Source organism: Neobacillus drentensis, assembly GCF_036965425.1.
GTDB lineage: Bacteria > Bacillota > Bacilli > Bacillales > Cytobacillaceae > Neobacillus > Neobacillus drentensis_F.
In genome coordinates this window covers 1-13,349 of sequence record NZ_JBALPP010000068.1, presented here as the reverse complement: position 1 = coordinate 13,349, position 13,349 = coordinate 1, and the positions used below count along the sequence as shown (strand labels likewise).

The window sequence follows — 13,349 nt, the reverse complement described above, 5'->3', positions numbered from 1 at the left end:
TTTATTCCTCCTTTTTATCTTTAGGGTTTGATTACAATATCCGAAGCCGCTTTACGCAAATGAGTTTTCAAGATTTTCCCTACCCCATTTCGAGGCAAGGAGTCAAGAAACACTACTCTTCTAGGTGTTTTGTTTTTAGCGAGATGGTCCTGGCAATAACGGATTAATTCCTCTTCCGTCACATCATTACCCGGTTTCCTGACAACGCATGCAACCATTTCTTCACCCATTCGCTCATCTGGGACTCCGACAACTGCCGCTTCAAACACCTGTTCATGAGCATTGAGAATTTCTTCGACATCACGTGGGTAAACATTAAAGCCGCCGCGAATGATTAAATCCTTTTTCCTGTCGACAATATAAACATAGCCGTCATCATCAATCCGGGCCATATCACCGGTATATAACCACGAGTCCCTTAACACTCGAAGTGATTCTTCCTGATTTTGGTAGTACCCTGGCGTTACACTATCACCGCGAACGATTAATTCTCCCACGTCTCCTATTGGAAGCTCCTCACCATTTTCATTCACAATTTTCACTTCTACCCCCGGAATCGGAATGCCGACCGACCCCGGTTTTACTTCATATCCTTTTTTATGGGCCGTGACTACCGGTGCTGCTTCTGATAACCCATAGCCTTCATATACCTTTGCGCCAAACTTTTGTTCAAACGCATTTAATAATGCGACGGGAAGCGGTGCTGATCCTGAACCTACTGACTCTAATCTCGAAGTGTCATATCGGTCAGCTTCTGGATAAGAAACTAAGGCGTGAATCATCGCAGGAACGGCTGAAAAAGTTTTAACGCGGTAATTCTCAATCGCGCTGAACACTTCTTTTACATCAAAGCTAGAGAAAACGACAATTGAACTTCCCGTAAGGAAGCAAACATTGGAAACCGTCAGACCATAGACATGCGCAAGCGGCAGAACCCCAAGTGTAGTTCCTCGCTCTGTATCATTATGTTTGGCGGAATTCGCTGCATTAGAAAAGAGATTTTTATGAGTTAAGAGAACACCTTTTGGATTTCCGGTAGTACCAGATGTATATAAAATTACTGCTGTATCTTCTGGTTTCACTTCACCAAACTCACGGCTTTCTCCTTGCGCCATTACATCATAAAAGTTTTTCGCCCGGTCATTTGATGGCTGATCAACCACAATTAACTGTGGTTTTGCCTGTAATCCTTCTAAAGCTTTTTCAACATTTTGAAGTACATAGGAGGAAGTTATAACTGCTTTAGCACCTGAATTTAAGGCAATGTAATGAAGCTCTTTTGGATGAAGAGTGAACATTACTGGAACGATGATCGCTCCCGCCCTGGTAATTCCTTGATAAGCAACAAGGACTTCGGGACAATTTGGCATGCAGACGATTACACGGTCGTCTTTCTCAATCCCTAGAGCTTGTAATCCGTTAGCAAATTGGTCAGCAAATTGTTTCGTTTCCAAATTTGTAAAAGTCTTACCCTTGAAAAATAATAGCGGATACTCCCCAAACTCAGCGATATTGGTCTCTAGCAGGTCCTTTAACTTCATTAAATCCTCTCCTATTTAAAAAATGAAAGAATTTCCCCTTCTATGTGGCGTGGCAGATGACTATTGAGCCCTTTTGTTCATAGCGGACAAGCTGTCTTTCCTCAAGCAAATCTAAATGACCTTGAATTTGTGATAATCCTAAAAACACAGTTCTGCCATGTAATCGTGGATACATTTCAGAACAGATTTCAAATATTGTTTTTTCACCGCTGCGAAGAATTTGTATAATCTGGTCACACCGTTTTTCCTGTTCTTGCAATCTTGTTTTGATCAATGATAAATGTTCAGAAAATGCCTCTCCGTGACCTGGGTAAATCATCGTCAGTGGCAGCCGGCTTACTTTTTCGAGAGAGTTACGGTACTGAAGGAGCGGCTTTGGCCTGACATTCTCCCCCGAATTAGGCGGTTCGATAAAAGCATTTACAGAAAAGGCCTTTATAAGATGGTCACCTGCAAGCGCATCCCCTGTTTCGGGATTCCAGAGTAATATGTCACATTGGCTATGGCCGGGAACATGTACTAGTTCAAACCTATGTCCACCTAAATGAATTTCATCCCCTTCATTTAGGAAGGAAACATTTCGCCATTTTTCCTCTCTGAAGCGGCGTTGAATGATATGTTCAAAGGGATCTGCCCCACAGCTTTCTATAAAATTATTAAAAAACTTCTGCACTCTCTCAAACTCGTTAACATCAACATTAATCGAATCCTTCGCCTGCTCATGGACAAAAATAGGTATATCTATTTCTGCTTGAATATGTGGTATGGCTCCTGCGTGGTCTATATGAATATGGGTAAGCACAATTTGATCAATATCTTTTAATGTAACTCCATAATTATGTAAGTTTGATTTAAGCTTCTGAAAGGACTCTTTACCAGGATTTCCTGTATCTATTAACGTAACGGTTTCACCAATCGCTAAAAAGGCATTCACCGTACCTTCAGCAAAGTGCGTTTCTAATTCAAGGGGGACTATTTTAACCAATCCATTGCCCCTCCCTTCCAAAAATATTATTCTGCCACCACAATAAGCATGAGGTTTACCCCATCTGCTACCAAAACTATATTACTAGCCATCCTATAATATGATTATCTTCTTTCAAATTATGAAAATTATTTATTTTTTTCAAAAAATAATAAATCCCCCTTGTGTATAATCACGGCTGAAGCATTATCGTAATTTCTACAAGGGGGAAAAGGTTTTTTAATTGGCTATTACTCTTTTATTTTTGGATTATTTCACTTTAATTGGCACGATTTTACCGTTTTCAACCGCAGCAACTACTAACTCTGATTCGAAACCGCCATCCTCGCCAATTTTAGGAATATTGTAAACCTTTGCTTTATCTGGCATGTTATCAAGACCCTTTTGCATATTGGCACGGATTTTTTCAACATCGTCTACGGAACCCGCAGCCTTCATAGCTTCAACGAATGCATACATACCAATGTAATTTAATCCTGCTTCAGAGCCTGGATCTTCATTATATTTAGCTTTATAATTCTTCACATATTCAGGGACAGCAGCCTCATCAGAATCAACTAATGGCATTACACCAATTGCTCCGTTAAGTGCATCATAGCCGCCAGTAATCTTTTTCATCTCATCTAATTTAGCTTGGTCCATAACGATGAAACCGCCCTTAAATCCAAGCTCTCTTGCTTGTTTTGCCACCTTTGCTGTAGGTTCAGATGCACCACCGATAAATAATACATCCGGCTTTTCTTTAAGAGCATTTGTAACGATCGTAAAGAAATCTGTTTCTTTGGCAAAGTCAATGGAAGAATTGTAAACCACTTTTCCACCTTGTTTTTCCCAATATGGTTTAAGCTTTGCAGACCAGTCCTTCCCATATTGAGATGCAGTTGGAAGGAAAGCAATTTTCTTTCCGAACTTGTCCATTGCATAATCAGTAAACGGCTTTAGATAGCCATCATAACGAGGAGGAATTCGGACAGTTAGTTTGTTGCCCACATCAGAAACTTTCGGTTCACTCGTGTAAGCTCCAATAATGAATTTATCTTGTTGGTTGAATACTTGTAATGCGAATACGCCGCCGCTGTGCGGGGTAAAAATAATTGGCGTTTTGTTTTCCTGCATTAGCCTTTTCGCATTGGCTCCTGCTTCATTCGGTAAGTATTTATCGTCCAATGAGACGATATTTAATTTGTACTTTTTACCGCCAACTTCAAATCCGCCAGCGCTGTTAATTTCCTCAGCTGCCATCGAAATACCGTTTAGGGTACGCTTACCATAAAATGCTGCAGGTCCGCTTAATGGCCCAGTGTAACCAATGTTGACTGTTCCAACGTCTCCTGACTTGCTTCCGCCGCCATTGGATGCTGGCTTTGTGCTTGCTGTCTTATCGCTTGTACTATTACATGCAGCCAAACTGAAAATCATAACGAAGATAAAACACATCATTAATAAAGACTTCATTCTTTTCATTGGTTTTCCCCCTAGTAATATTATAATTCTCCAGATTCTGACTGTGATGAATGGTCCCTTCATCACCCCCTTAAAGGCAATGTTAGACTTTAAGCACCAATATAGGCTTTTCTAACCTCATCATTAGCAAATAATTCGGCTGAAGTACCTTTTAGGACAATGGAGCCGTTTTCAAAAACATAGCCTTTGTCAGCAATTTTTAATGCAGCGTTGGCATTTTGTTCAGCTAACAGGATGGTGGTTCCTTCTTTATTAATTTTCTGAATGACTTCAAACATTTGCTCAACGATTAATGGAGCAAGGCCAATGGATGGTTCATCCAGGAGCATTAACTTTGGTTTGGACATCAATGCTCGGCCGATGGCAACCATTTGCTGCTGACCGCCGCTTAGAGAACCCGCCGCGTCATGGCGCTTATCCTTTAAAATTGGGAATAATTCATATACATGTTCAAGAGATTGCTTGATTTGCGCTTTCCTCTTACGATGTACATAGGCACCCATATTAAGATTCTCTTCAACAGACATCGCAGGGAACAGTTTACGTCCTTCAGGGCATTGACCAATTCCTAATTGGACAATTTGATCAGCTGACTTCCTATTGATTTTTTCCCCTTCAAAGAGGACTTCGCCTACTGCCGGCTTGCTTAATCCGCTTATGGTTCTGAAAGTTGTACTCTTTCCAGCCCCGTTTGCGCCTAATAGGACAACGATTTCCCCAGAATTTACTTCAATATTTATGTCATGGACGGCTGTAAAGCTTCCATATTTGACAGAGACATTATTAAGGTTAAGCAATGGCGCTCCCTCCCAAATAAGCTTTAATAACCGTTTCGTTATTACGGATTTCCTCTGGTCTTCCCTCGGCAATTTTTTCACCATAGTTCAAGACCATAATTTTGTCAGCTATTCTCATAATCATTTGCATTTTGTGCTCGATTAAGCAAACTGTAATCCCTTTTGACACCATCTTTTGCATTAATTCCGCTAAGCCTTCGGTTTCATCAGGGTTCACACCAGCAGCCGGTTCATCTAGGAAAACAATTTCCGGATCGGTCGCTAGTGCTAGCGCAAATGCCGTCCGCTTCTTCTCTTCTTGAGTTAAGCTGCCAACAATGTTACCAGCGATGTTTTTCAAACCAACGAACTCTAACACTTCCATTGCCTTGTCACGGCATTGTGCCTCTTCTCTCTTCAATCTATGCGTTCTAAAAATTGCATCCACCAGGGTAGATTTCGTTCTCAATCTATGACCGACGATAACATTATCTAAAACGGTTGATTGTTCAAAAAGATTAGTAGTTTGGAAGGTCCTAGCGACTCCAAGTTCAGCTATTTTATTGGATGGCATGGTGGTAATGTCCACTCCTTTAAAAATAACCTGTCCGGAAGTCGGTTGATGGAATCCGCTGATCAAGTTAAAAAAGGTAGATTTCCCAGCGCCATTAGGACCGATAATCGCATTAATTTTCCCTTGTTCAATCGTAAAGTCGACATTATTAACGGCTGTGTTACCACCGAACCTCTTCGTCAGATTTTTTGTTTCTAAAAAGATCACGCCTATCCCTCCTTCACTTGTTTATCTGAGATTGTATTTTTTTCAATAACCATTTCTTTGGCAGTTCGAGCTTTAGGCACAGTTGTTGATTTCTGACTGCCTTTCGACTTGATCATATGGAAAAGACTAGAAACTCCTCCGACGATACCACGAGGGTAAAAAATAACCAATAAAGTTAATACAGGTCCAAATATGAGCATCCGTTGATCCTGTAAATCTTGCAAAAATTGGGATAACCAAACGATGAGCAGAGTACCAACAATAGGACCGCTTAATGTTCCAATCCCCCCTACTAGTAAATAGGTTAATAAGTCAAACGTAATAGGGATAGCACCAATGTCGGGTCCAATAAAGCGTACAAATGAAGCATACAAAGCACCAGAGAGACCAGCAAAGAACGTTGAAAGAACAAATACGGTTAATTTGTTTTTCATCGTTGAAATTCCGATGGTTTGCGCAAGATCCTCACTATTACGAATCGCAATATAGGTTCTTCCTGATAAAGAGTGAATAATTCGATACATAACTAGAACGACTAGGAGTAAGAACACTAAAACAAGATAATAATTTGATAGTTCGTTATCAAATTTGATTGGACCAATATTGGCTGGGGCAGGAATCCCAATTAATCCGCGGACACCTTCTGTCAGGCTCTCCCATTTATCAATCACTAGATAAAGAATATAACCTAAGCACAATGTATAAATGGCGAAGAAATGCTCTTTTGTCCGTAAGGCAATTACGCCAACGATAAGACCTAAGACACTTGTAATAACAAGGGCTAACAAAAAGGCCAGCCAGAAATTCATTTGTGCTTTAACTGTTAAAATTCCAAGTGAATACGCACCGATTGCAAAGAATCCGGCATGTGCCAAAGAAAGGTATCCCGTATAACCAGCTAGTAAATTGAGACCATAAACCCCAATCATCCAGATGAAGGATAAGGTCATGACGTGAATAATATACGTATTATTTTGTGTCATGAAAGGAAAGAAAACCGCAAGTAAAACTAAAACAGGAATGACGATTTTTTTATTTAAGATCGTTGACATTAATGGCCCCCCTTTGAAAACAGTCCAGTCGGCTTCACTGTTAAGATAATAACAAGGAGGATAAAGGCAATGATGTCCTTATAGTCATTAGAGATATACGTTGCACCTAAACTTTCACTAAATCCTAAAATATAGCCTCCTACAATCGCGCCTGGGATACTTCCCATTCCGCCAAGGATGATGATAACAAATGCTTTTAAAATGACGAGCTGTCCCATCCCTGGGAATACTAGATTTATAGGTGCCGATAATGACGAAGCGATCGCAGCAAGGCCCCCTGAAATCATAAAAGTTAACATGGCAACCTTATTCGTATTAACCCCAACTAAGTTTGCCCCTTCACGATTTTGTGACATGGCAATGATCGTTGCACCGGTATAGGTCTTTTTTAGGAATAGATATAACAACACCATAACGACAATTGCAGCGATAACAATTAACAGCCTTTGCATAGTAATCGTTAAACCAAAGATTTTTACAACACTTTCATATGGGGTTGGCATTGACTGGTAATCAGCACCCCAAAATTTTTGAGCGAATGCCTCCAAGAATAAGAGAATACCAATGGCAGCAATCTTATCATGGATTGGCGGTGCCTCTCTAAGCGGGTGGAAGACTAACCGTTCCATTAATACTCCGATGAGGCCAACTACAATTATTGAAACGAATATCGCAATCCAGTAATGAAGCCCAAATTTGGTCATCATGGTTAAAGTTACGTACCCGCCCATCATGTATAATGCACCATGAGCGAAATTTGGAATGTGCAAAATACCATAAACTAACGTTAATCCTAACGCTACTAGGGCATAAACGCTTCCAATGGTCAGACCATTAAATAACTGCTGAATTAAAATCTCCATTGCTCTCCCCCTTTTTGGTTGAAACACTGCTTGTCCACAAAATATTCCATCCGGTGGGCCCTCCATTTGAAGCTCACCGTTTGAAATTCACTCTTATTGAACTGTATTTTCCGCTTTTGCTTTTTCCTCATCCTGCAGAGTACGCCATAAAATCTTTCCGCTGGATGTCATTGGGAACTGCTTTCTAAATTCAATGTATCTTGGGTATTTATAAGCAGCCATATTTTCTTTTGACCACTCGATGATTTCTTCCTCAGTCACTTTCCCTTCATAGCCTTCATTTAAAATCACAAATGCTTTGACGGTTTCTCCTCTTCTTGGATCAGGAACCCCTACCACACAGGCCTGCTGAATGGCTGGGTGTTTATAAAGATAAGATTCTACTTCTGTCGGCCAAACCTTAAATCCAGATGCATTAATCATCCGTTTCACACGATCGACTATGAAGAAATAACCTTCTTCATCATAACGGCCAATATCACCTGTTCTAAAAAACTTCTTCCCGTCAATTTCTATGAATGAACTTCTATTTTCATCATCACGGTTATAGTAACCTACCATTACCTGCGGACCATTGACGATGATTTCCCCAACCTCACCGACACCTAGTTCTTTTCCGGTTGCAGGTTCGATGATTTTAGCATCCACATCAAAGGATGGAATGCCAAGGCATTGCATTTTAGGTCGTTCTGCAGGATTGAAATGGGTTTGGGCAATCGTTTCGGAAAGTCCATATCCTTCCACAAATCGTAATCCCGATAGTTTATATAATTTTTCACCAACTGCTTCTGGCAGTGCAGCGCCCCCTCCAGAAATAGAGGTTAATGTGGAAATATCCTCTGCAACTAATTTTGGATTCGCTAAGAAATCGACAATCATTGTCGCAATTGTAACCCAATGGGTACATCCTAAATTTTTAATGAAGTCAACAGCAGTATCCCGGTTCCATCTGGTCATGATCACAATGGTGCTTCCGCTATAGATTGGCATATGCATGCTATGCACCATTCCTGTGACATGAAAAAGAGGAAGCGTCATGAGGTGGATCGCATTTGGTGTTGACTGTGACCAATGATAACAGCCAACCGTGTTAGCCTGTACTGTCTTGTTCGTATGCATACAACCCTTTGGCAGCCCTGTTGTACCAGATGTATAAGGAAGGACGACCAGGTCATCACCCTTCGAAGTGTGTTCAGATGGGGTCAGATTTGCCTGGATGGCATCACACCAATGGTAATGGTTTGCTTCTGTGAAGGTTGCTCTTGGCAATTCAACCTCAGTCGGCAATACTCCTTGAAAATCTTCCCCTTTATAATCGGAATAAGCAGCAATTAATAAATTCTCAAGGGAGGTTCTGCTTAATAGAGGCTGGACTCGGTCATATAGTTCTTGGCCAGCTAGTGCCGTTTTAATTCCACAATCTCGGATATAAAATTCAAGTTCATTGGCAACCAGCATTGGATTGATCGGCACTACAACGGCATTCGCCCTAATAATTGCATAATAGCCAATGATGAATTGCGGCGAATTTTGCATGAACAGCAAAACATTGTCACCTTTACGGACGCCTAACTTGTGTTCTAAATACCCTGCTAAGGCATTGACTTCAGCATCCAGTTCCTGATATGTAAGTTTGTTTCCGTAATAATATATGGCATCTTGTTCTGGATAACGACGTGCACTTACTTGAAGGTTGTCATAAAGCGAAGTAGAAGGAACCTTCAAAGATTTTGCAAGTTTTGGCCAATATTTGTGATGAAGAGTTAACATGGTGCAGCTCTCCTTTTCATTAGAATGTTAAATGGAGTTTGACACTTTCTCCGGATTTGATATTCCGTTAAGGACCATATCTAGAAAAATCTCAACCACTTTTTCAACTGGGACTTCACCGTCAGGATTGAACCAATAATAGCTCCAATTCGTCATTCCAAGAATCCCCAAGGTTAAGATATCTGCTCGGAATTCCTTTTTGATTACGCCTTGATTAATTCCTTCTTCAACCAATTTCTGCGTATTTCTACGGAATTGAGCTCGTTTTTCTTTTATCTCTTCTACATGTTTTTCATTTAAATGCCTATTTTCTCTTGTAAAAATCCGGGCACTAGGGCCTTTAGATTGGATGTTGTTTATGAGCATAAAGATAATCTCATAAAGTTTTTTCGTAAAATCATAGGAATTGTTTTTTAAAATGACTTCCTGCTGTATCACAATCTCTTCAATATACGATAAGTGAATATCCTTCAGTAGTTCTTCTTTACTGCTAAAATAATAGTAAAAGGTTCCCTTCGTAACACCCATTTCTTGAACAATATCCTGCACAGAAGTGGATTTAAAACCATTTTGGTGAAATAAATGGATACCTGTTTCCATAATTTTTTGCTTCATAGGATGTTCCTTTCGACTATTAATCTAGGTGGAGGGAAGGGGAGGCAACAAGCTGCCTCCTTTTCCTAATGTTTAGTTTTGATATTATTCGCGTTCAATGATCGTAGCGATTCCTTGACCGCCGCCAATACAAGCGGTAATCAAAGCATATTTTCCTTCAGAGCGATGTAACTCGTATACAGCTTTTGTTGCCAGGATGGCACCAGTTGCACCTAACGGATGTCCATGGGCAATGGCTCCCCCATTAACATTTACTTTTGCAAGATCCATTTCAAGTTCACGATTACAAGCCAACACTTGAGCAGCGAAAGCCTCATTAATTTCAATTAGATCCATTTGTTCAAGCGAAAGGCCTGATTTTTCCAGTACTTTCCTAACCGCCGGAACAGGCCCAATTCCCATGATATTCGGATCTACTCCCGCTACGGCATATTGGCGAATTACAGCTAACGGTGTGAGATTTAATTCTTCCGCTTTTTCCCTCGACATGATAACAAGGGCGGATGCGGCATCATTTAATCCTGAGCTGCTTCCAGCTGTAACAGTGCCGCCTTTCAAGAAGGCTGGCTGAAGCTTTTCCAATGCCTCGATAGTCGTTTGCGGTCTTGGATGTTCATCGGTATTAAAGATCACAGGCTCACCTTTTTTTACCGGGATTGCGATCGAGACAATTTGTTCGTCAAAACGACCCTCTTTCATTGCTGCTGCCATCCGCTGTTGACTTTGTAGCGAAAATTGGTCTTGTTCTTCTCTTGAAATCTGATATTTTTCCGCCAGATTTTCTGCAGTTATTCCCATTGGCGGATTACCGGCCTCTTCAGTTGATACCTGTAATTTAATAAATCTTGGCGGTTCGGCATGATATGGTTTTTCCGGACGCGCCATCAAATATGGGGCACGGCTCATGCTCTCAGTTCCGCCAGCCACAAAGATATCTCCATCTCCTGCTTTAATCGCCTGGGCTGCAAGATTAATAGCATTAATGCCAGATCCACATTGCCGGTCAACAGTTACCCCAGGGATATCAATCGATAACCCTGTTTGAATGACTGATAATCTAGCGATATTTCCTCCACCCGACAGCACATTGCCAAAAATAACATCATCAATCATTTCAGGCTTAATTTTCGCTCTTTTTACAGCTTCTTTGATCACTTCTGCACCTAACACATGTGCAGGAACGCCTGATAGGGCACCGCCCTGCCTTCCGATCGCTGTTCGAACAGCTGAAACGATGACAGCATCTCTTTTCAAATATATCGACTCCCTTAGTCAAATTTTTCCGACTTTCTCCTACATTGCATGAGCGCCGCCGTCTACCACCACAATATCACCAGTAACAAAATCTGATGCTGGTGCTGCTAAAAATAGCGCAACCCCTTTTAAATCAGTATCAGAGCCAAACTTTCTTAATGGTGTACCTTCGAGGATGGATTCACCGCCCTCATCAAGCAGTCCTTTAGACATTTTCGTTGGGAAGAACCCCGGTGCAATGGCATTAACGTAGATCCCATGTGGACCCCATTTTACTGCCAGATCTTTTGTAAAGGTTATGACTGCCCCTTTACTAGAGTTATAGCCAATGGCATTCATATATTTTGGATTGCTTCCCTGTAGGCCTGCAACGGAAGCAATGTTAATGATTTTTCCAGCTTTTTGCTCGATCATGACCTTTCCGACTGCCTGGGACATTAAGAAGGTTCCGGTTACGTTAACATTCATAACCTTTTGCCAGGCTTCAAGCGGCATCTCTTCAACAGGAGCTCCCCAAGAAGCTCCACTATTATTAACGAGAATGTCAATTCGTCCGAACCTTTCCACTGTTTGTTCTACCACGTTTTTTACATCTTCAGGATTGGAAACATCACATTTTAAAGCAAAGCTTTCAACCCCCAGCTTTCTAAGCCCTTCAGCCACTTCTTCACAGGCCTCAAGCTTTCTTGAACAAACAACAACATTTGCTCCCGCTTCCGCAAAGCCCTCAGCGATTTGCTGGCCAAGACCTCTGCCGCCTCCAGTTACAATTGCCACTTTTCCTGTTAAATCAAACAGCTTTTGAACATGCATGATCCTTCCTCCTATTAAAACCATTAACGGTATTTTTTCAATTCGTATCTTGCAATCGCTCGCTTGTGAACCTCATCCGGGCCATCCGCTAATCTCAGAGTTCGGATATTCGCCCAGCTGGCTGCCAGCGGTGTATCCTCACTAACCCCTGCTGCACCAAATGCCTGAATGGCGCGGTCGATTACCTTTAATGCCATATTGGGAGCCACTACTTTAATCATAGCTATTTCTGCTTTCGCTTCTTTATTCCCCACTGTATCCATCATGTATGCCGCTTTAAGTGTCAGTAATCTAGCTTGCTCAATATCAATTCTTGCCTCGGCAATCCATTCCTGAATGACACCTTGTTCGGAAAGCTTTTTACCGAAAGCTGTCCTCGATTGAACGCGCTTACAAAGTTCTTCAAGTGCACGTTCTGCAGCTCCGATGGTTCTCATACAGTGGTGAATTCTTCCTGGGCCGAGTCGACCTTGAGCAATGGCGAAGCCTTTTCCTTCATCCCAGAGCATATTGGAAGCAGGAACCCGAACATTTTTATATTCAATTTCCGCATGACCGTGCGGGGCATGGTCATAACCGAAAACCGGCAAAATCCGTTTAATCGTTACCCCCGGAGTGTCAAGTGGTACTAGAATCATAGATTGTTGTTCGTGAGTTGGAGCAGTTGGATCGTTTTTACCCATGACAATCGCTATCTTACAACGTGGGTCCCCGGCACCTGATGACCACCATTTCGTTCCATTGATGACATATTCATCGCCATCCCTGATAATACTTGACTGGATGTTTGTCGCATCAGAGGAAGCCACATCTGGTTCTGTCATCGAGAAACAGGAACGAATCTCGCCGTTTAATAACGGTTTAAGCCATTGCTCTTTATGCTCTTCCTTTCCATATCGAACAAGGACTTCCATATTTCCTGTGTCTGGTGCTGCACAGTTAAATACTTCAGGGGCAATGCTGGATCGGCCCATAATTTCACAAAGCGGAGCATATTCCAAATTCGTTAATCCTGCACCATATTCACTTTCTGGTAAGAACAAGTTCCATAATCCTTGCTGTTTTGCTTTTTCTTTCAACTCATCCATGATGGGAGGAACCTTTGAAAATGGAGCATTTTTATCAATTTGCTCATGATATACCTTTTCATTTGGATAAATATATTCTTCCATGAAGTCATTAAGCTTTTTTTGTAACTCTTGTACTTTTTCAGAATAAGTGAAATTCATCATTAACACTCCTTTTAACATACTAACTAGTTGGTATGTTACTAAATTTAATATATCCATAATTTTTAGAATATTCAACACACTGCTTTTCGACAAATTTCTCATTGATATAGTAGAAACATATTTATTTAGCCAAAAGTGCCTGTTTTTCTTATATTAATACTGATATTCTTATATTAATCTACTATTATTTGAAAAAGTTTTTT

The 13,349-nt window shown here is 41.0% G+C and carries 12 protein-coding genes; all 12 read right to left on the bottom strand.

Annotated elements, in window-relative coordinates:
- Positions 1–20 precede the first annotated feature (20 nt).
- Positions 21–1,541: a long-chain-fatty-acid--CoA ligase gene (locus V7161_RS17510; RefSeq protein ID WP_335714241.1), complete on the bottom strand. Its 1,521-nt coding sequence runs from the start codon at positions 1,539–1,541 to the stop codon at positions 21–23.
- A gap of 40 nt (positions 1,542–1,581) precedes the next feature.
- Positions 1,582–2,526: an MBL fold metallo-hydrolase gene (locus V7161_RS17505; protein WP_335714240.1), complete on the bottom strand. Its 945-nt coding sequence runs from the start codon at positions 2,524–2,526 to the stop codon at positions 1,582–1,584.
- A 249-nt stretch (positions 2,527–2,775) separates the two neighbouring features.
- The gene (locus tag V7161_RS17500; protein ID WP_335714239.1) at positions 2,776–3,990 is read right to left on the bottom strand and encodes an ABC transporter substrate-binding protein; all 1,215 of its coding nucleotides are present in this window, start codon (positions 3,988–3,990) and stop codon (positions 2,776–2,778) included.
- An 89-nt stretch (positions 3,991–4,079) separates the two neighbouring features.
- Positions 4,080–4,787 carry an ABC transporter ATP-binding protein gene (locus tag V7161_RS17495; RefSeq protein ID WP_335714238.1) on the bottom strand — a complete coding sequence of 236 codons (708 nt, stop codon included), beginning with the start codon at positions 4,785–4,787 and terminating at the stop codon, positions 4,080–4,082.
- A complete protein-coding gene (locus V7161_RS17490) occupies positions 4,780–5,544 on the bottom strand; it encodes an ABC transporter ATP-binding protein (RefSeq protein WP_335714260.1) in 765 nt (254 codons plus the stop codon). Before V7161_RS17490 ends, V7161_RS17495 begins: the two co-directional genes overlap by 8 nt.
- A gap of 5 nt (positions 5,545–5,549) precedes the next feature.
- Positions 5,550–6,599 carry a branched-chain amino acid ABC transporter permease gene (locus V7161_RS17485; protein WP_335714237.1) on the bottom strand — a complete coding sequence of 350 codons (1,050 nt, stop codon included), beginning with the start codon at positions 6,597–6,599 and terminating at the stop codon, positions 5,550–5,552.
- Positions 6,599–7,462, bottom strand: coding sequence for a branched-chain amino acid ABC transporter permease (locus V7161_RS17480; protein ID WP_335714236.1), 864 nt, complete (start codon positions 7,460–7,462; stop codon positions 6,599–6,601). Before V7161_RS17480 ends, V7161_RS17485 begins: the two co-directional genes overlap by 1 nt.
- Positions 7,463–7,555: 93 nt before the next feature.
- Positions 7,556–9,232, bottom strand: coding sequence for a long-chain fatty acid--CoA ligase (locus V7161_RS17475; RefSeq protein WP_335714235.1), 1,677 nt, complete (start codon positions 9,230–9,232; stop codon positions 7,556–7,558).
- Positions 9,233–9,259: 27 nt separating this feature from the next.
- Positions 9,260–9,847, bottom strand: coding sequence for a TetR/AcrR family transcriptional regulator (locus V7161_RS17470; RefSeq protein ID WP_335714234.1), 588 nt, complete (start codon positions 9,845–9,847; stop codon positions 9,260–9,262).
- A gap of 84 nt (positions 9,848–9,931) precedes the next feature.
- Complete coding sequence (locus tag V7161_RS17465; RefSeq protein WP_335714233.1) at positions 9,932–11,101, bottom strand: thiolase family protein; 1,170 nt, start codon at positions 11,099–11,101, stop codon at positions 9,932–9,934.
- Positions 11,102–11,140: 39 nt separating this feature from the next.
- Complete coding sequence (locus tag V7161_RS17460) at positions 11,141–11,914, bottom strand: SDR family oxidoreductase (protein WP_335714232.1); 774 nt, start codon at positions 11,912–11,914, stop codon at positions 11,141–11,143.
- Positions 11,915–11,937: 23 nt separating this feature from the next.
- Positions 11,938–13,143: an acyl-CoA dehydrogenase gene (locus V7161_RS17455; RefSeq protein ID WP_335714231.1), complete on the bottom strand. Its 1,206-nt coding sequence runs from the start codon at positions 13,141–13,143 to the stop codon at positions 11,938–11,940.
- Positions 13,144–13,349: the final 206 nt, after the last annotated feature.

Bases quoted from the DNA above. Each gene is read 5' to 3' on its own strand.
- V7161_RS17460 (WP_335714232.1), bottom strand. From the start codon at position 11,914: ATGCATGTTCAAAAGCTGTTTGATTTAACAGGAAAAGTGGCAATTGTA.
- V7161_RS17510 (WP_335714241.1), bottom strand. From the start codon at position 1,541: ATGAAGTTAAAGGACCTGCTAGAGACCAATATCGCTGAGTTTGGGGAG.
- V7161_RS17485 (WP_335714237.1), bottom strand. From the start codon at position 6,599: ATGTCAACGATCTTAAATAAAAAAATCGTCATTCCTGTTTTAGTTTTA.
- V7161_RS17470 (WP_335714234.1), bottom strand. From the start codon at position 9,847: ATGAAGCAAAAAATTATGGAAACAGGTATCCATTTATTTCACCAAAAT.
- V7161_RS17455 (WP_335714231.1), bottom strand. From the start codon at position 13,143: ATGAATTTCACTTATTCTGAAAAAGTACAAGAGTTACAAAAAAAGCTT.
- V7161_RS17500 (WP_335714239.1), bottom strand. From the start codon at position 3,990: ATGAAAAGAATGAAGTCTTTATTAATGATGTGTTTTATCTTCGTTATG.
- V7161_RS17480 (WP_335714236.1), bottom strand. From the start codon at position 7,462: ATGGAGATTTTAATTCAGCAGTTATTTAATGGTCTGACCATTGGAAGC.
- V7161_RS17475 (WP_335714235.1), bottom strand. From the start codon at position 9,232: ATGTTAACTCTTCATCACAAATATTGGCCAAAACTTGCAAAATCTTTG.